The sequence below is a fragment of the Vibrio sp. E14 genome (assembly GCF_020515785.1).
Lineage (GTDB): Bacteria > Pseudomonadota > Gammaproteobacteria > Enterobacterales > Vibrionaceae > Vibrio > Vibrio diabolicus.
Map to the genome: position 1 here is coordinate 38,460 of NZ_JAHPJI010000007.1, position 26,109 is coordinate 64,568.

Here is a 26,109-nt window from a genome sequence, read left to right on the forward strand (position 1 = left end):
AGCGTATGGCCGGAATTAACAACGTTGGTCAAAGCGGCTTGTCCTATATCGACCAGCTTAAAAGTCTACAAGAGAGTAACAAGAAGACGGAAGAGAGCACGGGTAAGCAGGACCTAAAGCAGGAAGACTTCTTATCATTGCTCACGAAGCAATTGTCTCAACAGGACCCTTTTAAGCCGGTAAGTAATGACCAGATGATTGCGCAAATGGCTTCATTTGCGACCGTTGATGGCATTGGCAAGATGAACACTCAGTTTGAGAGTTTGAACTCGTCAATGACATCAAACCAAGCGTTACAAGCTTCCTCTTTGGTAGGGCGTGACGTATTGGTCCCAGGAGCGGCAGGTGTGAAGCAGGACGACGCGCCAATGGCGGCAATGGTTAAGCTTTCACAATCTATCGATAATCTGTTTGTTCGTGTAGAGGATGAAGCTGGCCAACTGGTTCGTACTTTTGAGGTAGGGGCGAAACCAGCCGGCGACACGCGTGTGCTTTGGGACGGTAAAGATGAAAGCGGAAATCCACTGCCTGCTGGCAAATACAAAGTGAAAGCGTCTGGCTTGGTTGAAGGGGAGTCGCAAGAGTTCCCAGTATCGACATACGCCAACGTAAACAGCGTATTGCTCGGCAAAGGTGACGGAAACGTATTACTCAATCTGGCTGGTTTTGAATCGCCAGTTCGACTTGCAGAAGTATTGGAAGTCGGCAAAGCGTAGTTATAGCTCGCTAGATTAGGAGATTTTGGAATGTCATATGTATCTTTAAGCGGTTTGTCCGCCGCCCAACTGGATTTGAACACCACCAGTAACAACATTGCGAACGCCAACACGTACGGCTTTAAAGAGTCCCGTGCTGAGTTTGCTGATGTCTACTCTAACTCTTTATTTACTAACGCAAAAACCACACCGGGTGGTGGTGCGCAAGCAAGCCAAGTGGCGCAGCAGTTCCATGAAGGCTCAAGCATTTACACCAACAACCCAATGGATCTGCGTGTTTCGGGTACAGGTTTCTTCGCCGTGGCGAAGGAGCGTCTGACTCCACAACAGAATGAACTGACACGTAATGGTGCATTCCATTTAAATAAAGAAAACTACATGGTGACCGCGAACGATGAGTTCTTATTAGGTTACCAAGTGGATCCAAGCTCTGGTGAGGTTTCTTCATACGAGCCACAACCTATCAATATTCCTGCTGAATTTGGTAAGCCAAAGCAAACAGCAAACATTGAAGTGGGCGTGAACTTGCCAGCAAACGGCGATTTGAAAGATCCAACTCAGTTTGATTTTTCAGACCCAGATACATACAACCGTTCAACTTCTTCGACTATTTATGACTCGATGGGTCAGTCTTACAAGCTAACGACGTACTACTTGAAAGATCAGACTCAGCCAAACACTTGGAACACTTACTACACCGTGACAGATAAAGAAGGCGAAAAGCCTTTAAATGTTGCGGCAGGTGATGCACAAACGCCAACAGGCCATGTGGGTCATACCATGAAGTTCAACAACGATGGTACGTTGGCGAGCTTGAACAATGGTCAGCCAATTACGTCTGTGGCATTAGGCGATCCGGCGACGAACACGACACCAGTCGATATGAATGGTGCCGATCCTGCGCAGACGCTTAACTTCGGTTTAGGCTCGGCAACACAGTTTGCTGCTCCGTTCGAACTGACTAAGTTCGATGAAGACGGTGCAACAACGGGTTTCCTAACCAAAGTTGACTTCGATGAAAACGGCAGCGTAATGGGGACTTACTCAAACGGTGAAAACGTCACATTGGGTCGTGTCGCGCTAGTACGTGTTCCAAACGAGCAAGGTCTGGATAAGAAGGGCGGTACGCAATGGGATTCAACTCAGTTCTCTGGTGACAAGATTTGGGGTGAATCAAACAAAGGCTCTTTTGGCACCATCAACAACGGTATGCTGGAACAGTCAAACATTGATATGACGCAGGAGCTGGTGGACCTGATTTCTGCTCAGCGTAACTTCCAAGCAAACTCACGTTCGCTAGAAGTGCACAACCAGCTACAACAAAATATCCTGCAGATCCGATAATCTGCATCATCAAGCTAGGCGTGCTTTCGCTGCTTGGCTTGATAACATCATGACATTCATCTGATGCTTAGCCTGAAAATACCTCAGTTCAGGTTAAGCATGCTTTGATCTCTGATTTGCCGCCGTTGCCGCCATGTGGATCAAAACCTTGCCCCTTGTTGCAGTTTTCTGCCACTGAAACCCCTCTTAATCTTTTGTTTCTTATTTAAATATTTGATAAATAAGCTCATTTTATGTTGGCATAACTATTGCTTTTACTCCGTGTACAGAGAAGTTTTTGGAGTAATTTATGGATCGCGCACTGTTTCTCGCAATGAGTGGGGCCAAGCAAAATATGCAGGCACTACAATTGCGTGCTAATAACTTGGCTAACGTAAGCACGACAGGGTTTCGTGCGGATTTAGCACAGGCTCGCTCAATGCAGGCTTATGGTGAAGGCCATCCTTCACGTGTGTTCAGCATGACAGAGCGTCCAGGGCATAACTTTGCTCAAGGTAGTGTGATTACAACAGGGCGTGATCTGGATGTGACGATTGAAGGCAGCGGCTGGATATCGGTACTCGATCACACGGGTAAAGAAGGGTTGACCCGTAACGGTAACCTAAAAGTCGATCAAAATGGCATGCTTACTAACGCAAGTGGCCATTTGGTGCTGGGTGAAAACGATGCGCCGATTACTTTGCCTATTCCTCTCTCCAAAATTGAAATCGGTCGTGATGGCACCATCTCTGTGCTTCCTCAAGGTGCCCCGGCGGAAGAATTCCAAGCGGTTGATCGCATTAAGCTTGTTAAGCCTAATGATCAAAGCTTATTTAAAGACACCAATGGCTTATTTCGCCATAAAACTCCAAACCAACCTTACGAAGCAGACGCTACTGTTAGCCTCCAGACAGGAGCGATTGAAGGCAGTAACGTGAATGCCGTAGGTGAAATGACAGCATTGATTGACTTACAGCGTCAGTTTGAAATGCAAGTCAAGATGATGAGCACAGCTGAAGAAATGGATAAATCTTCAGATTCACTGCTTCGTATGAGTTAACTGAGTTAGAGGTTCACTATGCATCCAGCACTATGGGTAAGTAAAACAGGTCTAGACGCCCAGCAAACCAACATTGCCACGATTTCGAACAACTTGGCGAACGCCTCTACTGTCGGCTACAAAAAGAGCCGTGCGGTATTCGAAGATTTGTTCTATCAGAACATCAACCAGCCTGGCGGCCAATCATCTCAGAACACTGAGCTTCCGAGTGGCTTGATGCTAGGTGCGGGTTCTAAAGTGGTTGCGACGCAAAAAGTGCACACGCATGGTAATGCGCAGACAACGACCAACGCACTGGACATGATGGTTGAAGGCGACGGCTTCTTCCAAGTGACGTTGCCGGATGGCAACATCGGTTACACCCGTAACGGTCAGTTCACGTTAAATGGTGAAGGCACGTTAGTCACGTCGGGTTCTGGCTACCCTGTAGAACCTGAAATTGTGATTCCAGAAGATGCGATTTCTATCACTGTCGGTACGGATGGTGAAGTATCGGTTCGCGTCCGTGGTCAGCAAGACAACCAAGTCGTTGGTCAGCTAACCATTACAGACTTTGTTAACCCAGGAGGCCTAGAGCCAATTGGCCAGAACCTTTACTTACCAACGGGTGCCAGTGGCGATCCACAAGAAGGTGTTCCTGGTTTGGACGGTTTGGGTGAAATCCGTCAATCCATGCTGGAAGCGTCTAACGTGAATGTAACGGAGGAGTTGGTCAACATGATCGAAGCCCAGCGCGTTTACGAAATGAACTCAAAAGTGATCTCGTCAGTCGATAAGATGATGAGCTTCGTTAACCAGCAGTTATAACGGTTAAGAGCAAGAATTGAGGAGCTCACGATGAAACGTATTTGTCTACTTGCTTTGATTGCCACGATGTCGGGTTGTGCCATGTTAGAGCCGATTGAAACGGATGAAGTGACACAAGCAACGACGGTGGTTGACGCGGTAGAAGGCGATAAATCGAAAGAAGAGAGCAGCGGTATCGTGGATACACTGCGTGGCAGAAGCGATCCGGTTGCGGGTGATCCTGCATGGGCTCCTATTCATCCGAAAAAGAAACCTGAGCATTATGCTGCTGCAACAGGTTCACTGTTTAGCGCCGAGCACATTACCGATCTTTACGACGACTCCAAGCCACGTGGTATTGGCGACATTATTACCGTGACACTGGATGAGACTACCAGCGCCACGAAAAGCGCCAATGCCGATTTATCGAAAACCAATGAAGCGCAAATGGACCCGCTTCAAGTGGGTGGCGAAGAGCTGCAAATTGGTGGCAAATACAATTTCTCTTATGACTTAAATAACTCAAACTCATTTGCGGGTGACTCTTCTGCTAAGCAGAGTAACAGCATCAGTGGTTACATTACTGTTGAGGTGATTGAAGTTTTGGCAAATGGCAACCTCGTTATCCGTGGAGAAAAATGGATGACGCTTAATACGGGTGATGAGTACATACGTTTAAGCGGCACTATTCGTCCGGATGACATTAGTTTCGACAATACTATTGCATCAAACCGCGTTTCTAACGCAAGAATTCAGTATTCTGGCACCGGTGTACAACAAGATATGCAAGAGCCGGGTTTCTTGGCACGATTCTTTAATGTAGCGCTATAACACGCCGTGCTGACGGCAATTTGACTGCAAGAGATAAGTAAGCATGAAAAAACTCCTTTTAATACTGATGAGCGTTGCTCTGTTTTCTACCGCTGCCCAAGCTGCACGTATCAAAGACGTCGCGCAAGTGGCTGGTGTACGAAGCAACCAACTCGTGGGTTATGGTTTGGTTTCAGGCTTACCTGGCACAGGCGAAGCGAACCCGTTTACGGAGCAAAGTTTCGCCGCTATGCTGCAAAACTTCGGCATTCAGATGCCGCCGGGCACAAAGCCGAAAATAAAAAACGTTGCCGCAGTCATGGTAACGGCAGAGTTGCCGCCATTCTCTAAACCAGGTCAGCAAGTAGACGTGACAGTCTCTTCTATCGGTAGTGCCAAAAGTTTGCGTGGTGGTACGCTACTGCAAACGTTCCTCAAAGGTCTCGATGGTCAAGTTTACGCGGTTGCTCAAGGTAACTTAGTGGTGAGCGGCTTCAGTGCTGAAGGTGCTGACGGTTCAAAAATCGTAGGTAACAATCCAACCGTTGGTCTTATCTCTAGTGGTGCGACAGTAGAGCGCGAAATTCCAAACCCATTTGGTCGTGGCGATTACATCACGTTCAACTTGCTTGAGTCAGACTTCACAACGGCTCAACGTATGGCGGATGCGGTAAACAACTTCCTTGGCCCACAAATGGCGAGCGCGGTAGACGCGACGTCGGTACGTGTACGTGCCCCTCGTGATGTCAGCCAGCGTGTGGCGTTCTTATCGGCAATTGAAAACCTAGAGTTTGACCCAGCAGATGGCGCAGCCAAAATCATCGTCAACTCTCGTACGGGTACCATCGTAGTTGGTAAACATGTTCGCCTTAAACCTGCGGCGGTAACCCATGGCGGAATGACGGTCGCAATCAAAGAAAACCTGAATGTTAGCCAACCTAACGGCTTTTCTGGTGGGCAAACCGTTGTCGTGCCAGACTCGGATATCGAAGTTAGCGAAGAGCAGGGCAAGATGTTTAAGTTCGAGCCAGGCTTAACGTTGGATGATTTGGTCCGTGCAGTGAATCAAGTCGGCGCAGCGCCGTCGGATTTGATGGCTATCTTGCAAGCATTGAAACAAGCTGGTGCCATTGAAGGCCAGTTGATCATCATTTAATGGTTAGGAGGTAGGTATAATGAACAATCCTAACGACATTGGTTTTATTCATGACATCAGTTCGCTGGATACCTTGCGTCAAAAAGCAGTGAAGGAAGGTAAAGATGGCGAGCAAGAAGCACTGCGTGCAGCAGCTCGTCAGTTCGAATCTATTTTCACCTCCATGATGTTGAAATCCATGCGAGAAGCCAATGAGGGCTTTGAGTCCAACATGATGAACAGCCAGAACGAGAAGTTCTATCGACAAATGCTCGATGAGCAGATGGCGAGTGAGCTCAGTTCGTCTGGTTCAATGGGCTTGGCCGATATGATTGTTAAGCAATTAACGGCTGGACAAGGTAACGACAAGAGTGAAACGGCAATGCGTGATGCGGCAAATAATGCCGTGGAATATCGTCGTGTTGACCCGAAAAAAGCGCGTGAGATTGAACAGCGCTTGATTGAATCTGGTCAGCTATCTCGACCAAGCAATGAACCAACTCGATTCGATTCGCCAGAATCTTTTGTTAACTCGATGAAGCCATACGCGGAGAAAGCCGCGAAAGCCCTAGGTGTCGAGCCATCTCTGCTACTTGCGCAAGCGGCTTTGGAAACCGGGTGGGGACAAAAGGTAGTGAAGAACGCGCGTGGCAGCAGCAACAACTTATTTAACATCAAAGCAGATCGAAGCTGGCAGGGTGACAAAGTGACGACTCAAACGCTAGAGTTCCACCATAATACGCCAGTGAAAGAGACGGCAGCGTTTCGCGCCTACTCAAATTACGAAGACAGCTTTAATGACTTTGTGCGCTTTTTAAATGACAACCCACGTTACGAGACAGCATTGCAACAGCGAGGGAATTCAGAGTCCTTCATTCGCGGCATTCACAGCGCGGGTTACGCGACCGATCCGAATTACGCAGACAAAGTCCTGCAGGTGAAGCAGAAAATCGAAAGTATGTAATTTACTCTTCGCCAGTTCATGTTGTTTTCGAAGGCTTGCCACAGTGCAAGCCTTTACTTTTTCTGAACATTCACACCTCTATTTTATTTGGCACACCTTTTGCTTTGATATGTCTAGGTGATCGGTTTTGCCGATTTTATTTCGTTTTTGGGGGCATGTATGGCGTCAGATCTTCTGAATGTAGGTACTCAAAGTGTGCTTACTGCTCAGAGACAATTAAACACCACTGGTCATAACATTTCTAATGTTAATACAGAGGGTTATAGCCGCCAGTCTGTTATCCAAGGTACGAATGATCCGCGCATGTTTGGTGGTTCTACCTACGGCATGGGTGTGCATGTGGAAAATGTTCGCCGCTCGTGGGATCAGTTTGCCGTGAATGAACTGAACTTGTCGTCAACCAACAATGCCAACAAAACGGATACCCAAGACAATCTTGATATGCTCTCTAGCATGTTGAGCTCAGTTGCATCGAAGAAAATTCCAGAGAACTTGAACGAGTGGTTCGATGCGGTCAAAACCATGGCAGATACCCCGAACGATTTGGGGGCACGGAAAGTGGTATTGGAAAAGGCGAAAATCTTCTCTGATACATTAAATGACTTCCATGAAACCGTGCGATTGCAATCTGATGTGACCAATAAAAAATTGGATATGGGCATTGAACGCGTGAACCAACTTGCGTTGGAAATCCGCGATGTGCATCGGTTAATGATGCGCACACCCGGTCCACACAATGATTTGATGGACCAGCATGAAAAGCTGGTTACTGAGCTATCTGAGTACACCAAAGTAACCGTAACCCCACGCAAAAATGCCGAAGGGTTTAATGTTCACATCGGCAATGGGCACACGCTAGTTTCTGGCACGGAAGCAAGCCAGCTCAAAATGATTGACGGCTATCCTGATGTTCACCAAAGACGATTAGCAATGGTGGAAGGAGATGGCATTAAAGCGATCAAGTCTGACGACATGGATGGCAAAATCGGTGCCTTGCTTGAAATGCGCGACAAACACATTCCACAACTTCAGGATGAAATGGGCCGTTTAGCGACGGGCTTTTCCTACAAAATTAATCAGCTGCAATCTCAAGGTCTGGATCTTAACGGTAAGATAGGTAAAGACGTATTTACCGACGTGAACTCTGAGCTGGTGGCAAAATCTCGAGTTTTTGCTGCGCCTGACTCTCAGGCTGATGTTGCGGTTTACATTGATGATATCTCAGTGTTCAAAGGTGGTGAATATTCGCTACGTTATGATGGCGACCAGTATAGCGTGACAACACCGAAAGGTGAGCAAATGTCGTTGAACATTGATCAATCAGATTCTTCGTTTGTTCTGGATGGTATGAAAGTGCAAATCGGTGAAGGTCTTGCCGCTGGTGAGCGAGTATTATTGCGCCCAACACGAAGTGGCGCAGCCATCATCAAGATGGAAACCAATGATGCAAAAGCCATTGCCGCGCAAAGTTATGAAGCTTCAACCACTTTTGCTCAAGGTAACGCCAAGTTCAAAATTCGTGAGGCGGGGGATGTCAAAGAGTTTGAGGTCACCGTACAACCAGCCGACGAGAAACATGATAAGCCATGGTTAAAGATCACGGACAACAAAGGCAATTTGCTATCGGACAAATACTCATACCCGCTAGACAAAGATAACCCGATGATTGAAATCTCAGTGCCGAAAAGTCATCCGCTGTATAAAAATGGCGATGCGACTGTATTTGAGCTGAGCGAAGGTGCGCTGATGAATGACAAGTTCACCGCGAACTTGGTGCCTTCGGAAGGTGGTAATGGCAACTTGAGAAAAATGCAGAAGATCCAAACAGACAAGATGATGGACGGAAAATCCAGTACTTTGATTGATGTTTATCACAACCTCAATACCGAAGTCGGATTGAAATCTTCTACAGCAAACCGATTAGCTTCTGTCGCTCGCTTAGAGCATGAGGCGGCACAAGAGCGCGTTGCTTCTATCTCTGGCGTTAACCTCGATGAAGAAGCGGCCAACATGATGAAGTTTCAACAAGCGTACATGGCTTCATCACGTGTGATGCAAGCGGCGAATGACACCTTCAATACCATTTTACAACTGAGGTAAGGAGAAGAGATAAGTGCTAACCCGAATTTCTAGTTTCCATAACTATCAGTCCGTACAAAATGATTTGCGTCGTCAAGAGAATAAGGTTCACCATAACCAAGAGCAACTTGCTTCAGGGAAAAAGTTACTGAAACCTAGCGACGATCCCCTTGCGTCGCATTACATTCAAAATATTAGTCAGCAACAAGAACAGCTACAACAATATCTTAGCTCGATAGTGTTGGTGCGTAATCGTCTAGAAAACCACGAAGTTAATATCGCCAATGCAGAGAACTTTGCCGACGAGTCGAAGCGCTTAACGATGGAGATGATTAACGGTGCGTTTTCTGCGGAAGACCGACAAGCAAAGAAGCGTGAGCTAAAAGAGATTGCGAACAACTTCCTTAACTTAGTGAACTCGCAAGATGAATCTGGTAACTACGTGTTTGCGGGCACTAAGCCAAAAAGCCAACCATTCTATCGCGATAAAGATGGTAGCGTGCAATACGCTGGGGACGATTATCAGCGCAAAATGAAAGTCTCCAGCATGCTTGAGATGCCAATGAACGATCCTGGCAGCAAGCTGTTTATGGAGATACCAAACCCATTTGGCGATTATCAGCCGAATTACGATCTACAAAATGGCTCTGAGTTGCTATTAAACAGAGCCACTAATGTTGATACGAAGGATGATGCCGCGTATCGCGTGACATTTGTCGATATGAACAACGGCAAATTTGGTTACCAACTAGAGCGTAACGGCAAAGTCGTGGATGCCGATGAGTTTTCTCCGGAAAAAGGGATTGAGTACAAAGGCCTGAAAGTGCACGTAAAAGGTCAAATTACGCCTGGCGACAGCATCGAGATCGAAAAGCGGGCAGAGTTCAGCATTTTCGATACTTTCAAGGATACAATGGCGTGGTCAGATAAATCGGTGTCGGATACGTCGGCGACCGCCAAATTGCACCAAATGACAGAAGAATTTCACGCTGCTTTTATCCATTTGAATAAAGCGCGTACTGATGCTGGCGCTCGATTGAGCACGCTCGATATCCAAGAGCAAAACCACGAAGACTTTAATTTGTCTCTGGCGAAAGCGAAGAGCAACTTTGAGGATTTGGATTACTCTAAAGCCGTTATCGAGTTCAGTGAAAACTCGCGAGCGTTACAGGCATCGCAACAAGCATTCGGTAAGACCAAAGACCTAACTCTGTTTAACTATATTTAGTCTGACTTAAGACACACTGTCTGATTTTTGATGCCTTATGTGCAAAGCCTTAAGTGCGATAAATCGACGTAAATTGAGAGTCATGCTATGCGGCACGATTTTACCCAAAGCGGCAATGACGCGAGAGGCAAGTTGGGCGGCAACAGAGTCGCGGTCAATATCCATGAAGCAAGATGAGCCTCATTATCCTGAAATGGTTTGGTGCTAACGCTAACTTATTGTTTATTTACTTCTTTTAAAAGTAGTGAAATAAATTTTGTAAGTTGGCACACAAATTGTATTGAAAATATTAGAACAGATTTCGAGATTCTAAACCCTGCGTTTAAGGCAGATTTAGCAAGTAATTTTTACGGTCAGTGCTTATCCAAATGAGAGTAAAGCTGGCCGCTTCGCAAAAGCTTGCGAACTCAAAAGGAGAGCAAAATGGCTGTAACAGTTAGTACTAACGTCTCCGCGATGACCGCGCAGCGTTACCTAAACAAAGCGACTGACGAATTAAATACGTCGATGGAGCGCTTATCTTCAGGACATAAGATTAACAGTGCAAAAGATGATGCGGCAGGTCTCCAGATCTCTAACCGCTTAACTGCACAGTCTCGTGGTCTAGATGTCGCAATGCGTAACGCGAACGATGGTATCTCGATTGCACAAACCGCTGAAGGTGCGATGAATGAGGCAACATCTGTCATGCAACGTATGCGTGACCTTGCTATTCAATCATCGAACGGTACTAACTCTCCGGCTGAGCGTCAGGCGATCAACGAAGAGTCAATGGCATTGATTGACGAGCTAAACCGTATCGCAGAAACCACGTCATTCGGTGGCCGTCGTCTATTGAACGGCTCATTCGGTGAAGCGGCATTCCAGATTGGTGCGAGCTCAGGTGAAGCAATGATTATGGGGCTAACCAGCATTCGTGCGGACGATACTCGCATGGGCGGTGTGACCTTCTTATCGGAAAACGGTAAAGATAAAGATTGGGGCGTTGACCCAGCTAAATCGGATCTAAAAATCACTTTGCCAGGTATGGGTGAAGACGAAGACGGCAATGTCGATGATCTAGAAATCAACATTAATGCAAAAGCAGGTGACGACATCGAAGAGCTTGCAACGTACATTAATGGTCAGTCTGATATGATCAACGCGTCTGTAAGTGAAGATGGCAAGTTACAAGTTTTTGTTGCACATCCAAACGTTCAGGGTGAAATTTCAATTTCGGGTGGATTGGCGTCTGAGCTTGGTTTGAGCGATGAACCTCTTAGAACATCAGTACAAGATATTGATATGACAACCGTACAAGGTTCTCAAAACGCTATCTCTGTGCTGGATTCGGCACTGAAATACGTGGATTCACAACGTGCGGATCTGGGTGCGAAGCAAAACCGTCTGAGTCACAGCATCAACAACTTGGCAAACATCCAAGAAAACGTTGACGCGTCGAACAGCCGAATTAAAGACACGGACTTTGCGAAAGAAACCACGCAAATGACCAAAGCACAAATTTTGCAACAAGCAGGTACATCGATTCTTGCTCAAGCGAAACAGTTGCCAAACTCTGCAATGTCACTATTGCAGTAGTTTACTTAGCCTGTACTCAATACATTCAGACGTGGATGGGAATGCAGGCTTTTGGCAAGCAACTTTATAATAGAATGAGCGGCTCTCTCATCTCTCACCTGCCAATCATTTTCAATGTAAAGTTGTACTCGGTATGCCGGAAATGTGTTCATTTCTCTTGATCTCCACATAGGCTCTGGCGACCAACCTAGCCCCAGTTCTCTCAAAGGAAAAGGGGCTTTTTCTTTTCTAATTCTCACGTCTATCGTCTGCGAACTTACCTTCAATTGTTTCCTTTTGCTGGTTTTCTATACAATTTGGCTCACTCGGCTCGATTTGTGGAAACTTGAGCACTTTTTCTTACTTTTCTTCAATTTTATTAGCTAAATCTCGCAATGTTATTTTTTTAAATTTTTTTCTAAAGCTTCTGAATTTGGTGTCGTTAATAGAGGTAACTTTGAGAGAACTACTTGGTTTTCCGAGACGTCGGAAACCGCTACACCGGAAAATCAATTGGAGAAATCACCATGGCAGTGAATGTAAACACTAACGTATCAGCGATGACCGCTCAGCGTTACCTAAACAACGCAAACTCAGCTCAACAAACTTCTATGGAGCGTTTGTCTTCAGGTTTTAAAATCAACAGCGCAAAAGATGACGCTGCGGGTCTTCAAATTTCGAACCGTTTGAACGTACAAAGCCGTGGTTTGGATGTAGCGGTTCGCAACGCGAACGACGGTATCTCAATTGCACAAACCGCTGAAGGTGCAATGAACGAGACCACTAACATTCTTCAACGTATGCGTGATTTGTCTCTACAATCAGCAAACGGCTCAAACTCGAAATCAGAGCGTGTGGCGATTCAAGAAGAAGTGACCGCGCTAAACGACGAACTAAACCGTATCGCAGAAACCACGTCTTTCGGTGGTAACAAGCTACTAAACGGCACACACGGTGCGAAATCGTTCCAAATCGGTGCGGATAACGGTGAAGCCGTGATGCTTGAGCTAAAAGACATGCGTTCAGACAACAAAATGATGGGCGGTGTGAGCTACCAAGCTGAAAGTGGTAAAGGTAAAGACTGGAACGTTGCTGAAGGTAAGAACGACCTAAAAATTAACTTAACGGACAGCTACGGCCAAGAGCAAGAAATCAACATCAGTGCAAAAGCGGGTGACGATATCGAAGAGCTTGCGACTTACATTAACGGTCAAACTGACCTAGTGAAAGCATCAGTAGACCAAGATGGTAAACTGCAAATCTTTGCTGGCAACAACAAAGTCGAAGGCGAAGTCGAGTTTTCAGGCGGCCTATCTGGCGAGCTAGGTTTGGGCGAAGGTAAAAAAGTAACGGTAGATACTATCGACGTAACCTCAGTTGGTGGCGCACAAGAATCTGTGGCTATCATCGATGCGGCACTGAAATACGTAGACAGCCACCGTGCAGAGCTGGGTGCATTCCAGAACCGTTTCAACCATGCAATCAGCAACTTGGACAACATTAACGAGAATGTGAACGCGTCGAAGAGCCGTATCAAAGATACTGACTTCGCGAAAGAAACGACTCAAATGACCAAGTCACAAATTCTATCGCAAGCGTCAAGCTCAATCCTTGCGCAAGCGAAACAAGCGCCAAACTCAGCGCTAAGTCTGCTAGGTTAATCACCTTAATAAGACAAGATACAAAAGCCAGGCTCATCCCTGGCTTTTTTGCTTATCGGCTATAACGATTTAGATGCGTCCCAACAGGATGTTCGACAAGGCACTCGTATCGATTAGATGGTCTCTTTAAATACCAATGTTGCCGCGATGGTGGCGCAGAGACACCTGAGTCAAGCGGCAGCGCAAAACGTCGAGTCACAACGGAACCTCACTTCTGGTTTTCGAATTAATTCGGCGAGTGATGATGCGGCAGGTTTACAGATATCGAATACTCTCCATGTACAAACGAGAGGGCTTGATGTCGCCTTAAGAAATGCGCACGATGCTTATTCGGTCGCGCAAACCGCGGAAGGCGCGTTACATGAGAGCAGTGATATTTTGCAACGTTTACGCTCTCTAGGGCTTAAAGCGGCAAATGGTGGTAACGATACCAGTGACCGACAAAGCATCCAATACGAGGTCGTAGCGCTGCAGGATGAGCTTGATCGTGTCGCGATCACAACGTCATTTGCGGATAAAAACCTGTTTGATGGATCTTACGGTTCACAAAGTTTCCATATTGGCGCGAACGCTAACTCAATCTCTTTGACGTTACGTAATATGCGTAGCCATATCCCAGAGATGGGAGGGCAGCATTATGTTGGTGATGCGGTCGATAAAGATTGGCGAGTCACTCAAGGTAACCAAACCCTCAAAGTCGAATACCAAGACAGTAAAGGGCAAACCCAAACGGAATCCATTGGGCTCAAATTGGGTGATCGCATAGAACAGGTCGCCACTTACATCAATGCTCAACAATCGGTAGTGAGTGCCTCAGTAACGGAAAACAATGAACTGCAATTCTTTGCCTCTACGATGAATACGCCAGAAGGAGTGGAGTTAGAAGGCAGTTTAGCGGATGAACTTGATATAAGCACTGGTCAATTAGTCACAATGGATGACATCGATATGTCGACGGCTGGTAAGGCGCAGCTTTCAATTGGGGTGATTGATGCAGCGATCAAGTACGTTGATTCGCACCGAAGTGAAATTGGCAGCTTTCAGAATCGTGTAAATGGTTCGGTGGATAACTTAAATACCGTGAATCGGAGTGTTACGGAATCCAAGAGTCGAATAAGAGATACGGATTTTGCAAGAGAATCTACGGAAATGGTGCGTTCTCAAGTGCTCCAAGATGCGACAACTGCGTTATTGGCTCAGGCAAAACAAAGGCCGAGCTCGGCACTTGGTCTACTCAGTTGAATCTGGTAAGAAAGCATAAACTTCAGGTAATAAAAAACGCTGCCAATGGCAGCGTTTTTTCGTGTTCGGCTAAGTAAAAATTACTTAGTTACACGTAGAACTGGAGTTTCACCAACAGTCACAGAACCAGAAAGCTTGTTCAGCTCTTTGATTTCGTCCATGTTAGAGATAACAACTGGAGTTAGCGTTGACTTCGCTTTCTCTTCTAGAAGAGCTAGATCGAATTCAATTACAGTGTCGCCAGCTTTAACAGTTTGACCTTCTTCAGCGATACGCGTGAAGCCTTCGCCTTTTAGTTCAACTGTGTCGATACCGAAGTGAACGAAAAGCTCAACACCGTCGTCAGACTCGATAGAGAATGCGTGGTTAGTTTCGAAGATCTTACCGATAGTACCGTTTACAGGAGCTACCATTTTGTTGCCTGCTGGCTTGATAGCAATACCGTCACCAACGATTTTCTCAGCGAAAACAACATCTGGCACGTCTTCGATGTTTACAATCTCACCAGAAAGTGGCGCGATGATTTCGATAGCACCAGCGTCAGCGCTGTCATCAGATACAAGCTTCTTAAGTTTGTCAAACAGACCCATTGTGTCATGCTCCTAAGGTTTGGTTTTATTCTGTCGAATTATAGTATACCAATATAGCGCATTAGACGACTTTTTTCGCCGTCTAATGGCCATTAAGTATTGAATTACTTGGTACTACCGATTACTGAGCTTTCTCAGCAATAAACTTTTCTACCACTGCTTCGATTTCTGCAGCTGTTGGTAAAGAAAGGGCTTCTTCAGCCATTGCTTTCACTTCTGCGAAGTTAGAGTTACGAACTACTTTCTTCACTTTAGGGATTGAAATGCCGCTCATTGAGAACTCGTCCAGACCCATACCTAGAAGTAGAAGCGTTGCACGCTCGTCACCTGCAAGTTCACCACACATACCAGTCCATTTACCTTCTGCGTGAGAAGCGTCGATAACTTGCTTGATCACGGTTAGTACTGCTGGTGATAGTGGGTTGTAAAGATGAGAGATCATCTCGTTACCACGGTCTACCGCTAGCGTGTACTGAGTTAGGTCGTTTGTACCGATAGAGAAGAAAGACACTTCCTTCGCTAAGTGGTGTGCGATCGCAGCAGCAGCAGGAGTTTCAACCATAACACCGATTTCGATGTTTTCGTCGAACGCGTGGCCTTCAGCGCGTAGCTCTTCTTTGTACTCTTCGATCGCTTTCTTAAGCTCACGGATTTCTTCAACAGAGATGATCATTGGGAACATGATACGCAGTTTGCCGTGTGCAGAAGCACGTAGGATGCCACGTAGCTGATCACGAAGGATTTCACGACGATCCAGACTGATACGTACAGCACGCCAGCCTAGGAATGGGTTCATCTCTTTTGGAAGATCCATGTATGGGAGATCTTTATCGCCGCCGATATCCATAGTACGGATGATCACAGCTTGACCGTTCATTGCTTCCGCAACTTCTTTGTACGCCTGGTACTGTTCTTCTTCAGTTGGTAGCGCAGTACGGTCCATAAATAGGAATTCAGTACGGTACAGACCAACACCTTCACCGCCGTTACGGAGGATACCGTCACAGTCTTTCACTGTACCGATGTTACCGCAAACTTCTACACGGTGACCGTCAGTCGTTTCTGCGTGCAGGTCTTTCAGTTTCGCTAGCTCTTCTTTTTCAGCTAGGAATGCCGCTTTAACCGCTTTCGCTTCTTCTAGTTCAGCTTCTGATGGGTTAACAACAATCTTGTTGTTCATCGCGTCAAGAATCAGCATATCGCCATTCTTAACTTTTTTCGTGATGTCGTTAGTACCAACGATAGCTGGAAGCTCAAGAGAGCGAGCCATGATTGAAGTGTGAGATGTACGACCGCCGATATCACAAGCAAAACCAAGTACGTAGTCTAGGTTAATCTGTGCCGTTTCAGATGGCGTTAGGTCGTAAGCAACTAGGATAACTTCTTCATTGATGTCGCTAAGCGAAACAATGTTGATACCCAGTGCGTTTTTCACAAAACGAGAACCGATATCGCGGATGTCAGTTGCACGTTCTTTTAGGTATTCGTCATCTAGTGACTCAAGAGCACATGCTTGCTCTTCGATAACTGAGTGGATAGCGTGATCCGCAGTCATCTTGTCGTTTTTGATAAGTGCTAGGATCTCTTCTTCTAGCTCTTCGTCTTCAAGAAGCATAATGTGACCTTCAAAGATCGCTTCTTTTTCTTCACCAAACGTTTCAAGCGCTTTTTGCTTGATAGTTTCTAGTTGAGCTGCAGATTTGTTACGAGCGTCGAAGAAACGCTGAACTTCAGCTTCTACTTGATCGTCAGAAATAGTGTTTGTGTTTAGGACAATTTCATCTTCTTGAAGTAGTAGTGCTTTACCGATTGCAATACCAGGAGATGCTAGGATGCCTGAAATCATAGCCTTACCTTAAGTTTGGTCAACTTTATAAAACGGGAGAATAATGGGTGCGCTAACGAATAGTTTTAGCTTAGTTTTGAGCCTATTTCCAACGAAGCCATTTTGCTTTCACAAAATGGCTTCTGGAGTAGGAGACCGGATTAGTGTAGTTGGTCCATTAGAGCAACTAGGTGGTCAACTGCTTGCTGAGCTTGTGGGCCTTCAGCAGAAATAGTTACTTGAGTACCTTTTACTAGGCCTAGTGTTTGTAGTTTGAATAGGCTCTTAGCGCTAGCGCTTTTACCGTTAGAAGTCACAGTGATGTCTGCGTCGAATGCTTTTGCTTCTTTAACAAACTGTGCAGCTGGACGAGTGTGAAGGCCGTTTTCTGCTGTGATTTCTACTTGCTTCTCGTACATGTGATATACCCCAATAAATGTATTTTTTTGTTAGTTTGTGACTAGATTTTAGCTTAACTGCTTTACATCTTGTGCGCTAGCACGGGAAGAGTTCAAAGCGCGTCAGTTCTGATACTAGTCAAAAGTTTGGTAACTACGCAACTGTTTGCGTGCGTAATCACTTTGAAACCTTTTTGTGTTCTGCTTCTTTATTTTGAAGCTAGAAATAAAACACCCTGATATTACCAAAGGTAGGGCAGGGATCAACAAAAAAGCCCCTAAACGGGGCTTTTTTAAACTAAAAATTGATTTGAACACATATTATTGTTGGTTCTCTTTTTCGGTAAAGATACCTGCAAAGAGTGCTGTGCTTAGGTAACGCTCACCTGAACTTGGTAGAACGGTTACAATTGTTTTTCCTTCAAATTCAGGGAGTTCTGCAAGTCGGTTAGCTGCAACAACAGCCGCGCCGGATGAGATGCCAGCTAGGATACCTTCCTCTTCCATTAGGCGACGAGCCATCTCAATCGCTTCTTCTGAGGTGACTTGTTCAACGCGGTCAATAATGTCTAAATCGAGGTTACCTGGGATGAAACCAGCACCGATACCTTGGATTTTGTGCGGAGCAGGTTGGATTTCTTCGCCAGCAAGTGCTTGGGCAATAACTGGAGACTCTGCTGGCTCAACTGCGACAGAAGTGATGGCTTTGCCTTTTTCACCTTTGATGTAACGGCTTGTACCTGTGATAGTACCGCCCGTACCTACACCAGCAACGAATACGTCGATTTCACCGTCTGTCGCTTCCCAAATCTCAGGGCCCGTAGTCTTTTCGTGGATCTCTGGGTTCGCAGGGTTGTCAAATTGTTGAAGAAGTAGGTACTTCTCAGGGTTGCTTGCTACGATTTCTTCTGCTTTAGCAATCGCCCCTTTCATGCCTTTCGCCGCTTCAGTCAGCTCAAGGTTAGCGCCCAGTGCTTTAAGTAGCTTACGGCGTTCTAGGCTCATTGATTCAGGCATGGTCAATGTTAGCTTGTAACCGCGAGCGGCCGCTACGAATGCTAGAGCAACACCTGTGTTACCACTGGTAGGTTCTACAAGCTCTACACCTGGCTTAAGAAGCCCCGCTTTTTCTGCTTCCCAAATCATGTTTGCACCGATACGGCACTTAACACTGAAGCTAGGGTTACGCGCTTCAATTTTCGCGAGAACTTTGCCTTTGCTTACTTTGTTTAGACGAACGATAGGTGTATTACCGATAGTAAGAGAGTTATCTTCGTAGATTTTGCTCATAGTGATGTTCCTTCATTACACGTTGTGTGAATATGGATAGAAGAATATGCGGTATGAAAAAAAGGGAAAAGGATTAAAAAGTTATATCTTATTAGGTTGGCCCAGGACTCGATAAAAGAAAAGGGAAAAGCTGGCGCAGATCCCTTTCCTTAATCTCTAATCGACTATCGTTGGTGCTTAAACTCCGCGACCCACATAGCGGTTGCGCCACATATTGCTACAGGCATGACAATGAGGTTCAAAATTGGGATCGTCGTAAACACAGACACCAATACCCCAAAGCCATAGGCCTTACCTTGCTTTTGTTTCAATTTGTAACGCATGTCGTTAAATGGGATTTTATGGTTATCAAACGGGTAGTCACAATATTGAATCGCGAGCATCCAAGCGGTAAAAATAAACCATAAAAATGGGCCTACTGTTTGCCCAAGGGCAGGGATGAGCAATAACAGGAATAGGCCTATTGCTTTAGGTAAGATGTAAAGCAGCTTTCTCCATTCACGAGCTAAAACGCGAGGAACATCTTTCAGAACGGCAGTGAATCCATCATCATTTACTTTTTGTCCCGTTAAGTACTCTTCCACTTTTTCAGCTAAGAGGCCATTGAATGGCGCGGCGATAAAGTTCGCGAGCGTGCTGAAAAAATAGGAGAAGGTAGCGAGTATCGTCAGAGCGAGTAAAGGCCAAAGAATGTAAGTTAACCAGGATAAAAACTCAGGCAGCTGCCCAATCCAACCTTCTATCCATATATTAAGGTTTGAAAATAGATAGAAGATGGCACCACCTACAAGCAAGATATTTGCAAGTAGAGGTAAGATGACAAAGCGCCTGATTTTAGGGGCAAGTGCCAATTGTATCCCGTATAGAAAATAACCGAACCCGGTTCTCTGCTGATTGTTTTGCTTCATGTCTATTTTGGCTTCGTGTAAATGAAAACTCATTGTACCTGTGAGGACTTTTCTTTCAATGCCCTGACAAATGACGTCTTGTTAAGTGGAATCGTGGCAAGAATCACAACAAAAAACGGAACTTCTTGCATTAAGTTGTTCTAAATCTACATATAGTTTTGGTAAAGTAAACGTATCATTCAGATTTATTGCACTTGGGTTGCTGCTCAAGGAACTGCGAGTAGTAAAAACAAGTATATTGAGAGTAAATAATGCAGGAATTGCGATTCGTACTCATTGTTGTTGGCGCATTAGCCATCGCGGCATTACTGTTTCATGGTTTATGGAGCAGTAAAAAAGAAGGCAAAGCAAAGTTTGGTAACAAGCCGCTTGGTAAGCTGGATGTTGACCAAGAAGACAAAAATGATCTTGTTGAGAAAGAACGAGACTTCGCTCCCGCTCCTGAAGATGACTTTGAGATCATTCGCAAAGATCGCAAAGAACCAGATTTTGGGATGGCGAGTTCTTTCGACAACAAGTTTGAATCTGACCCGTTATTCGGTGGTCCATCTGAAGTAAAACAGACGCAGCAGGAGCCGAATGACATCCCTTCATTTGTTGCAGAAAAAGATAAAGAAGAGGACGTTGAGCCTGTTGTTCAAGCACCAGTAGCTGAAGAGCCATTCCAGCTTGCTGTGGAAGAAGAAGCTATTCCCGCCGCGTTTGATATTACTGAGAAAGAACAGCAAGTCGAAACGGTTAGTGAGCCTGTCGTTGCAGAGCCTAAGGAAGAGCCAAAGCCAGAACCTGAAATGCAAGTGATTGTATTGAATGTGCACTGCGCGGGTGAAGAGCCATTTGTTGGTACTGCTTTATTTGAAAGTATGCAACAAAACGGCTTAATTTACGGCGAGATGGATATTTTCCACCGTCATGTCGACTTGTCCGGTAACGGCAAAGTGCTGTTTAGCGTCGCTAATATGATGCACCCTGGTACGTTTGAGCATGCTGATCCTGCTGAGTTTACAACGAAGGGTATTTCATTCTTCATGACATTGCCTTGTTATGGCGAGGCTGAACAGAACTTCAACTTAATGCTCCGAACTGCGCAGCAAATTGCTGATGATTTAGGTGGCAACGTGCTTGATGACCAGCGTAACTTAATGACGCCAGACCGTTTAGCGTCTTATCGACGTCAAATAGTTGAGTTTAATGCCGCTAACGCATAATCTTAACAGCAAATAATAATAGGGCTCCGGATGGAGCCCTTTTTCTTGGATTTCCCAACCTCACCGATTGAAAATACACGGGGCTTTACTATGTCTGAATCAGTACTTCAGCGATTAGAAGAACTAAAAGAGTCGTTGCATTACCACGCTGTGCGTTACTACGTGGAAGATAACCCAGAGATCCCTGATGCCGAGTACGACCGCTTAATGCGAGAGCTCCTGGATATTGAAGCTGAGAACCCTGATTTAATTACCGTAGATTCACCAAGTCAACGTGTCGGTGGACAACCTCTCTCTGCGTTTAGCCAAGTGACACATGAAGTACCGATGCTTTCGCTTGATAATGCGTTTGATGACAGCGAACTTGATAGTTTCCATAAGCGAGCACAAGAGCGGGTGGGCAGTCAGAGTGTGAAAGAATACTGTTGTGAGCCGAAACTGGATGGACTCGCAGTTAGTTTACTGTATGAGAACGGTGTGTTAGTTCAGGCGGCAACACGAGGTGATGGCACTACTGGCGAGAACATCACAGAAAATGTACGTACGATTAAAGCCATTCCTTTAAAACTCAGGGGTAATGACTGGCCAAATCGTCTTGAAGTTCGTGGTGAAGTCTTTATGCCGAAAGCTGGGTTTGAAAAGCTCAATGAATTAGCAAGGAAGAAAGGCGAGAAAATCTTTGTTAATCCACGCAATGCTGCGGCAGGTAGCTTACGACAATTGGATTCACGCATTACGGCTTCTCGTCCGCTTAGCTTCTATGCATACAGTGTGGGCGTGGTGCAAGGCGCTGAATTGGCGGCAAGTCACTACGAACGCTTCTTGCAAATTAAATCTTGGGGATTACCAATGTGCCCGGAGACCAAGCGAGTTGAAAGCTTGGCGGATGTAAAAGCTTACTACCAAGATATCTTGCAGCGTCGTGATGCCCTTCCTTATGAGATCGATGGTGTCGTCATTAAAATTGACGATATTGCCGTTCAAGAGCGTCTTGGATTTGTTGCTCGCGCTCCACGTTGGGCGATTGCCTACAAATTCCCGGCTCAGGAAGAAATGACGACGTTGAATGAGGTGGAATTCCAAGTCGGTCGTACTGGTGCGATTACACCTGTTGCTAAACTAGAGCCTGTATTTGTTGGCGGGGTAACGGTAAGTAATGCGACGCTTCATAACGCAGATGAGATAGAACGTCTGCAAGTTAAGATCGGTGATCACGTTGTGATTCGTCGAGCGGGTGACGTTATTCCTCAAGTCGTTTCTGTCATCAAAGAGCGTCGACCAGAAACGGCGCGAGATATTATTTTCCCAACTCAGTGTCCTGTTTGTGGTTCGCATGTTGAGCGGATCGAAGGAGAGGCGGTAACACGTTGTACGGGTGGCTTAGTTTGCCAAGCCCAACGTAAACAAGCGCTAAAACACTTTGTGTCTCGTAAAGCGTTAGACGTTGACGGTCTAGGCGATAAAGTGATCGAGCAACTTGTTGATCGTGAGATGGTAAAAACCCCTGCTGACTTATTTAAGTTATCTGCGGGGATTTTAACGGTATTAGATCGCATGGGGCCAAAGTCTGCGCAGAATATTGTGAATGCGTTAGAAAAATCCAAAGAAACAACGTTACCTCGCTTTTTGTATTCGCTTGGGATTCGTGAAGTTGGCGAGGCAACCGCCGCAAACCTAGCAATGCACTTTAAAACGTTGGAAGCCATCCAAAATGCTAACGAAGAGCAGTTAATTGAAGTGCAAGACATCGGTGCTGTGGTTGCTCAACATATTACGACTTTCTTCAGTGAAGAGCAGAACCAAGCAGTGGTTAAAGATTTGCTTGAACAAGGGATCCACTGGCCAGAGATTAATACTACTGAGCAGGTAGGAGAGCTACCGTTAGAAGGTAAGACAGTTGTATTGACAGGAACACTTTCTCAATTAGGTCGCACAGAGGCTAAAGAAGCCCTTCAATCACTAGGTGCAAAAGTGACAGGTAGTGTTTCTAAGAAAACAGATATTTTGTTTGCTGGTGAAAATGCAGGCTCGAAGTTGGCAAAGGCACAAGAACTGGGTATCGAGATCAAAACAGAACAAGACTTACTCGAGTTGATAAATTAAGTCTTATCAAAAAAGCTAAAAAATAACTAAAAGCCCCACATGGTAAGCATGTGGGGCTTTTTCTTGCTCATAATTAAGTGCTTTTTGATTGAGTTATTTGTGCTTTTTATCTTTTCAGTGATCAAGATCTCCCATTGAATTATTAAGGTTTTTTACTTCTTTAGTCTGCGAGTGACTTCAAGTTGGAATTCTAGGGTGTGGTTTAAGTTATTGATATTTAATGTTTAACTGTCTTTTTGTGTTGGTGTTGTTAAAAGTAAGATCTGGATCAACAACTTATATGGAACTTTGGACTGGCTCATATTTTTTTAGAAAAAAAATAAGTTCCGTTTGGATGTTTTTAGCTGCGAAGTTAGTCTTAATCACGTGGATACACGGTGTGTATGCAGGAACTAAAAAAAGCCAAATTAGAAATAATGAGGTTTGATCAGGAATTTACTTCTCTCCTTCGGCGGCCAACTAAAGGTGAGATAGAAAAATACAGCTATATCCATTTTTAGGAGTTTTTCCATGGACAAATTTTTTAAGGTTTCAGCGTTAACCGCAGCAATGTTTGGTGTTGTTGCTGTTGCTCCAGCTACAGCGTCTACTGAAAGTGCAGCAGGTGGCGAGTACGTAGAGAAAGTGAACGAATTTATGCAAGACTCTAGTCTTAATGCATTATTTCTAGTTGATACTCGTTCTCGTACTCGTACAACAGGTAAGCCTGGCGGTGAAAACGGTGACCGTTGGAGTCGTCTAAACTACTCTTCTTACAACGCAATTTTAGACTTTACTTCTGGCTACCACGATGGTTGGGTTGGTGCAGATGTTGCGGCTTACTATTCTGGCGACCTTTACAACGATAGCCTTTACAATTCAAACGAAGGCTACCTATGTAACGAAATTTCAACTTGTAACAACCTAGACTGGGGTGCAGGTGATGGTCAACAGCTTAAAGTTTACAAAGCAGCACTGAAGTTCAAAGCAAACGAAAGCTTCAACGCGCGCTTTGGTATGCTACAAGCGGGTGGTAACGGTACTATTGGTAACGTTTGGAGTTTCGTACCTGGTACTTACCGTGGTTTCGAACTGAACGCTAAACTAGGTGATTTCAACCTAAGCTACTTTGGTGCAGACCAATTTACAGCACCTTGGCTACTTCACGAAGATGACTACGCGCCAGCGCTTTGGTCTGACACGTCATGGAGCTACCTACACTCTCTAGGTCTAAACGGCAACCTAACTGACAGCTTGTTTATGCAACTTGGTTTGGGTCAAGCTACTGGCGTTCAATATGCAAATGGTATCGACTGGGGTGCAGGTCAAGTAACTAGCTACCATAACGAAACTGACAACACTTCTTACAAGGCTTACTTGAAGTACACTGTGAGTGACCGTACAACTCTAGCATTTGATTTCTACGGTGTTGACGATGATGTGAAATACGATGGTCTAGGTTTCCACACTGGTCTATCTTTGAATCAATCTTTCGGCAAGCTAGCTTGGATGTCTGAGCTACGCTACACAGACACAGACAACCGTGCTGACTTCGTTCCTCGTACAATTCATACTTACGGTATGAACAACGGTACTTGGTCTCAGTGGTGGGATGCACTGTCTGACTGGAACAAAGCGGGTGAGCTAGCGTGGTACAACCGTCTATCTTACAACCAAGGTAACGGCTGGAACTACTACCTAGGCTTTGGTTACGGTACTGGTGCTGATTCTGCAGCAAGCGGTGCATCAGGTGACTGGGATTACGAAAGTGAATACGCAGTTAACGCGACAGTATCTTACTCTCTACAGAGTGGCGCACTGAAAGGTTCTACGATCCGTCTACACGGTACAATCCTAGAGCGCGATGAGTACGCTGGTGCTGGTGATGCGGATGAAACAGACCTACGTCTACAAGTTCTTATCCCTTACAGCTTCCACTAATACTTAGTGAGATGATAAAAAGGAGCCGCTAGGCTCCTTTTTTATTTTACTTCTCGACCATCATATATTTTGCAATATAACGGCGGTAACATATGCACGTTACCGTTTGGTAACTCACACTTTATCTCTGGGGCTAGCGTACGTCCACCTGAAGCACCATTGGCATGAGTAGTTAATGGAGCTAGGGCAAAACATGCTAACAATAGACCAGCTAAAAATCTCATAATCATCACCTTAATGTAGACATTGAGTATCTACTTGCTTGGGTAAATAATGACTTTACTGAAAAGTAAGGTATCAATAGTTTACTTATATCGAACTAACTACTGACTTCTATATTAGTTCCATTCTCCGCCTCTAAATCGACACATTTCACTTGGAATATTAGTGACATCACCACTTTGCAATTTACATTCGACTATCGGTCCTAAATTAGTTGTACCACCATTTCCGTTGGTGTAGGCAAAGGAAGAAAAAGAAAAAATACCGCATAACATTAAAAAGAGAAGTTTCTTCATAGTACATCCTCTTACTTACCAAATAAAAAGCATTCAACTTAAATGCTTATGCGTTAAGTATGTATGGGGGAGCAAAAAGATCAAAAAATAATTCAATAAAGTTTTATTTTTTAAAATAAATTTATAAAGATAATTTATATCGATATATTTCTATCTTATTGATTATCGTATGATGAATAATTAAATTATTGGAAGGATAGGGTAGGATATTAATAATATTGCTGCTACTTATTTTTTGTTCGATTTTAATTAAATCAATGAAATGAAAGCGGTTGTTTAGATTAAAGTAATGGAGCATAGTTTGCCCCATTACTTTGGCATAAATTACTTAGAATCAGGCTCAATGATTAAAATAATACCATCGATATCTTTTATTTTAACGCGCGTTCCTGCTGGAAGTGCTTGATCCGACTGTGCCGACCACGTGGTATCGGCAACCTTGATACGATTGAGCCCAACAGAAAAGTCCTCTTCAATGGTAAGTGTGCGTCCGATTAACTGCTTATACTTTTGGTTCAGATCTCTTTCTTGGTCTTCTTTCTTGTCTTTAGACCATTGTCGTCGCCACCATAACCAAGTGGTGATTAAGCTGAAACTTGCAAAGCAAAGCCATTGTAATTGCCAGCTCATTGGCAAAACGGTCATTAGTGCCCCAACGATAAGTGCAGAAACTCCGAGCCAGAGAAAATATCCCGCAGTCCCAAGTAGCTCTACCGCTAGAAGTGCAAAACCGAAGGCTAGCCAATGCCAGAAAGAGATACCTTCCAGCAAACTGAAAAAGTCCATAA

23 protein-coding genes are annotated in these 26,109 nt (G+C 45.0%); 15 read left to right on the forward strand and 8 right to left on the reverse strand.

Annotated features, from left to right (window positions below; genetic code table 11):
• The first annotated feature begins 5 nt into the window (after positions 1–5).
• The 9 genes from flgD (at position 6) to flgL (ending at position 10,101) form a co-directional block, all read left to right on the forward strand.
• Entirely contained in the window at positions 6–716 is a 711-nt protein-coding gene (gene flgD / locus LIX84_RS17875; RefSeq protein WP_005393125.1) for a flagellar hook assembly protein FlgD, read from the forward strand.
• Positions 717–746: 30 nt separating this feature from the next.
• Positions 747–2,060 (forward strand): flagellar hook protein FlgE, encoded by a 1,314-nt coding sequence (gene flgE / locus LIX84_RS17880; protein WP_005393123.1) that lies wholly within the window; start codon positions 747–749, stop codon positions 2,058–2,060.
• A 289-nt stretch (positions 2,061–2,349) separates the two neighbouring features.
• Positions 2,350–3,099, forward strand: a complete 750-nt coding sequence (flgF, locus tag LIX84_RS17885; protein ID WP_005382031.1) for a flagellar basal-body rod protein FlgF — start codon at positions 2,350–2,352, stop codon at positions 3,097–3,099.
• Between the two features lie 18 nt (positions 3,100–3,117).
• On the forward strand, positions 3,118–3,906 hold the full coding sequence (gene flgG / locus LIX84_RS17890) for a flagellar basal-body rod protein FlgG (RefSeq protein WP_005382032.1): 789 nt from the start codon (positions 3,118–3,120) through the stop codon (positions 3,904–3,906).
• A 30-nt stretch (positions 3,907–3,936) separates the two neighbouring features.
• Positions 3,937–4,716 carry a flagellar basal body L-ring protein FlgH gene (gene flgH / locus LIX84_RS17895; RefSeq protein WP_006743029.1) on the forward strand — a complete coding sequence of 260 codons (780 nt, stop codon included), beginning with the start codon at positions 3,937–3,939 and terminating at the stop codon, positions 4,714–4,716.
• Between the two features lie 43 nt (positions 4,717–4,759).
• Positions 4,760–5,851, forward strand: a complete 1,092-nt coding sequence (locus tag LIX84_RS17900; RefSeq protein ID WP_006743028.1) for a flagellar basal body P-ring protein FlgI — start codon at positions 4,760–4,762, stop codon at positions 5,849–5,851.
• Positions 5,852–5,867: 16 nt separating this feature from the next.
• The gene (flgJ, locus tag LIX84_RS17905; RefSeq protein ID WP_226421945.1) at positions 5,868–6,794 is read left to right on the forward strand and encodes a flagellar assembly peptidoglycan hydrolase FlgJ; all 927 of its coding nucleotides are present in this window, start codon (positions 5,868–5,870) and stop codon (positions 6,792–6,794) included.
• Positions 6,795–6,953: 159 nt separating this feature from the next.
• Positions 6,954–8,894, forward strand: a complete 1,941-nt coding sequence (gene flgK, locus LIX84_RS17910; protein WP_226421888.1) for a flagellar hook-associated protein FlgK — start codon at positions 6,954–6,956, stop codon at positions 8,892–8,894.
• 13 nt (positions 8,895–8,907) lie between these two features.
• Positions 8,908–10,101, forward strand: coding sequence for a flagellar hook-associated protein FlgL (gene flgL, locus LIX84_RS17915; protein ID WP_226421889.1), 1,194 nt, complete (start codon positions 8,908–8,910; stop codon positions 10,099–10,101).
• 6 nt (positions 10,102–10,107) lie between these two features.
• Here flgL and LIX84_RS17920 read toward each other — a convergent pair whose 3' ends face one another.
• Positions 10,108–10,266, reverse strand: coding sequence for a hypothetical protein (locus LIX84_RS17920; RefSeq protein WP_226421890.1), 159 nt, complete (start codon positions 10,264–10,266; stop codon positions 10,108–10,110).
• Positions 10,267–10,524: 258 nt separating this feature from the next.
• On the opposite strand from LIX84_RS17920, the gene LIX84_RS17925 reads away from it, so the two are divergent.
• The 3 genes from LIX84_RS17925 (at position 10,525) to LIX84_RS17935 (ending at position 14,561) form a co-directional block, all read left to right on the forward strand.
• On the forward strand, positions 10,525–11,679 hold the full coding sequence (locus tag LIX84_RS17925; RefSeq protein WP_006743025.1) for a flagellin: 1,155 nt from the start codon (positions 10,525–10,527) through the stop codon (positions 11,677–11,679).
• A gap of 506 nt (positions 11,680–12,185) precedes the next feature.
• Positions 12,186–13,319, forward strand: a complete 1,134-nt coding sequence (locus LIX84_RS17930; protein WP_005393103.1) for a flagellin — start codon at positions 12,186–12,188, stop codon at positions 13,317–13,319.
• Positions 13,320–13,436: 117 nt separating this feature from the next.
• The gene (locus tag LIX84_RS17935; RefSeq protein WP_226421891.1) at positions 13,437–14,561 is read left to right on the forward strand and encodes a flagellin; all 1,125 of its coding nucleotides are present in this window, start codon (positions 13,437–13,439) and stop codon (positions 14,559–14,561) included.
• Between the two features lie 80 nt (positions 14,562–14,641).
• On the opposite strand, the gene crr is transcribed toward LIX84_RS17935, so the two are convergent.
• From crr to cysZ, 5 genes are all read right to left on the reverse strand, one after another.
• Complete coding sequence (crr, locus tag LIX84_RS17940; RefSeq protein WP_005382041.1) at positions 14,642–15,151, reverse strand: PTS glucose transporter subunit IIA; 510 nt, start codon at positions 15,149–15,151, stop codon at positions 14,642–14,644.
• A gap of 121 nt (positions 15,152–15,272) precedes the next feature.
• Positions 15,273–16,997 carry a phosphoenolpyruvate-protein phosphotransferase PtsI gene (ptsI, locus tag LIX84_RS17945; RefSeq protein WP_005393100.1) on the reverse strand — a complete coding sequence of 575 codons (1,725 nt, stop codon included), beginning with the start codon at positions 16,995–16,997 and terminating at the stop codon, positions 15,273–15,275.
• A 140-nt stretch (positions 16,998–17,137) separates the two neighbouring features.
• Positions 17,138–17,395, reverse strand: coding sequence for an HPr family phosphocarrier protein (locus tag LIX84_RS17950; protein WP_005382043.1), 258 nt, complete (start codon positions 17,393–17,395; stop codon positions 17,138–17,140).
• A gap of 300 nt (positions 17,396–17,695) precedes the next feature.
• A complete protein-coding gene (gene cysK / locus LIX84_RS17955; protein WP_225461904.1) occupies positions 17,696–18,664 on the reverse strand; it encodes a cysteine synthase A in 969 nt (322 codons plus the stop codon).
• A 164-nt stretch (positions 18,665–18,828) separates the two neighbouring features.
• Positions 18,829–19,572, reverse strand: coding sequence for a sulfate transporter CysZ (gene cysZ, locus LIX84_RS17960; protein WP_025998633.1), 744 nt, complete (start codon positions 19,570–19,572; stop codon positions 18,829–18,831).
• Between the two features lie 251 nt (positions 19,573–19,823).
• Between cysZ and zipA the strand changes: the two genes are divergently transcribed.
• From zipA to LIX84_RS17975, 3 genes are all read left to right on the forward strand, one after another.
• Complete coding sequence (gene zipA / locus LIX84_RS17965; protein WP_226421892.1) at positions 19,824–20,780, forward strand: cell division protein ZipA; 957 nt, start codon at positions 19,824–19,826, stop codon at positions 20,778–20,780.
• 90 nt (positions 20,781–20,870) lie between these two features.
• A complete protein-coding gene (gene ligA, locus LIX84_RS17970) occupies positions 20,871–22,883 on the forward strand; it encodes an NAD-dependent DNA ligase LigA (protein ID WP_226421893.1) in 2,013 nt (670 codons plus the stop codon).
• 510 nt (positions 22,884–23,393) lie between these two features.
• Positions 23,394–24,803, forward strand: a complete 1,410-nt coding sequence (locus tag LIX84_RS17975) for a hypothetical protein (protein ID WP_006742721.1) — start codon at positions 23,394–23,396, stop codon at positions 24,801–24,803.
• Positions 24,804–25,141: 338 nt separating this feature from the next.
• Here LIX84_RS17975 and LIX84_RS17980 read toward each other — a convergent pair whose 3' ends face one another.
• Entirely contained in the window at positions 25,142–25,321 is a 180-nt protein-coding gene (locus LIX84_RS17980) for a hypothetical protein (protein ID WP_203346560.1), read from the reverse strand.
• A 324-nt stretch (positions 25,322–25,645) separates the two neighbouring features.
• Positions 25,646–26,107, reverse strand: coding sequence for an NfeD family protein (locus tag LIX84_RS17985; protein ID WP_226421894.1), 462 nt, complete (start codon positions 26,105–26,107; stop codon positions 25,646–25,648).
• Positions 26,108–26,109: the final 2 nt, after the last annotated feature.

Coding starts and splice junctions, on each gene's coding strand:
- flgF (WP_005382031.1), top strand. CDS start 2,350: ATGGATCGCGCACTGTTTCTCGCAATGAGTGGGGCCAAGCAAAATATG.
- ligA (WP_226421893.1), top strand. CDS start 20,871: ATGTCTGAATCAGTACTTCAGCGATTAGAAGAACTAAAAGAGTCGTTG.
- cysZ (WP_025998633.1), bottom strand. CDS start 19,572: ATGAAGCAAAACAATCAGCAGAGAACCGGGTTCGGTTATTTTCTATAC.
- LIX84_RS17980 (WP_203346560.1), bottom strand. CDS start 25,321: ATGAAGAAACTTCTCTTTTTAATGTTATGCGGTATTTTTTCTTTTTCT.
- ptsI (WP_005393100.1), bottom strand. CDS start 16,997: ATGATTTCAGGCATCCTAGCATCTCCTGGTATTGCAATCGGTAAAGCA.
- flgH (WP_006743029.1), top strand. CDS start 3,937: ATGAAACGTATTTGTCTACTTGCTTTGATTGCCACGATGTCGGGTTGT.
- LIX84_RS17925 (WP_006743025.1), top strand. CDS start 10,525: ATGGCTGTAACAGTTAGTACTAACGTCTCCGCGATGACCGCGCAGCGT.
- flgE (WP_005393123.1), top strand. CDS start 747: ATGTCATATGTATCTTTAAGCGGTTTGTCCGCCGCCCAACTGGATTTG.
- LIX84_RS17975 (WP_006742721.1), top strand. CDS start 23,394: ATGGACAAATTTTTTAAGGTTTCAGCGTTAACCGCAGCAATGTTTGGT.
- flgD (WP_005393125.1), top strand. CDS start 6: ATGGCCGGAATTAACAACGTTGGTCAAAGCGGCTTGTCCTATATCGAC.
- flgK (WP_226421888.1), top strand. CDS start 6,954: ATGGCGTCAGATCTTCTGAATGTAGGTACTCAAAGTGTGCTTACTGCT.
- cysK (WP_225461904.1), bottom strand. CDS start 18,664: ATGAGCAAAATCTACGAAGATAACTCTCTTACTATCGGTAATACACCT.
- zipA (WP_226421892.1), top strand. CDS start 19,824: ATGCAGGAATTGCGATTCGTACTCATTGTTGTTGGCGCATTAGCCATC.
- LIX84_RS17985 (WP_226421894.1), bottom strand. CDS start 26,107: ATGGACTTTTTCAGTTTGCTGGAAGGTATCTCTTTCTGGCATTGGCTA.
- LIX84_RS17935 (WP_226421891.1), top strand. CDS start 13,437: ATGGTCTCTTTAAATACCAATGTTGCCGCGATGGTGGCGCAGAGACAC.
- LIX84_RS17920 (WP_226421890.1), bottom strand. CDS start 10,266: ATGGATATTGACCGCGACTCTGTTGCCGCCCAACTTGCCTCTCGCGTC.
- LIX84_RS17930 (WP_005393103.1), top strand. CDS start 12,186: ATGGCAGTGAATGTAAACACTAACGTATCAGCGATGACCGCTCAGCGT.
- flgG (WP_005382032.1), top strand. CDS start 3,118: ATGCATCCAGCACTATGGGTAAGTAAAACAGGTCTAGACGCCCAGCAA.
- LIX84_RS17900 (WP_006743028.1), top strand. CDS start 4,760: ATGAAAAAACTCCTTTTAATACTGATGAGCGTTGCTCTGTTTTCTACC.
- LIX84_RS17950 (WP_005382043.1), bottom strand. CDS start 17,395: ATGTACGAGAAGCAAGTAGAAATCACAGCAGAAAACGGCCTTCACACT.
- crr (WP_005382041.1), bottom strand. CDS start 15,151: ATGGGTCTGTTTGACAAACTTAAGAAGCTTGTATCTGATGACAGCGCT.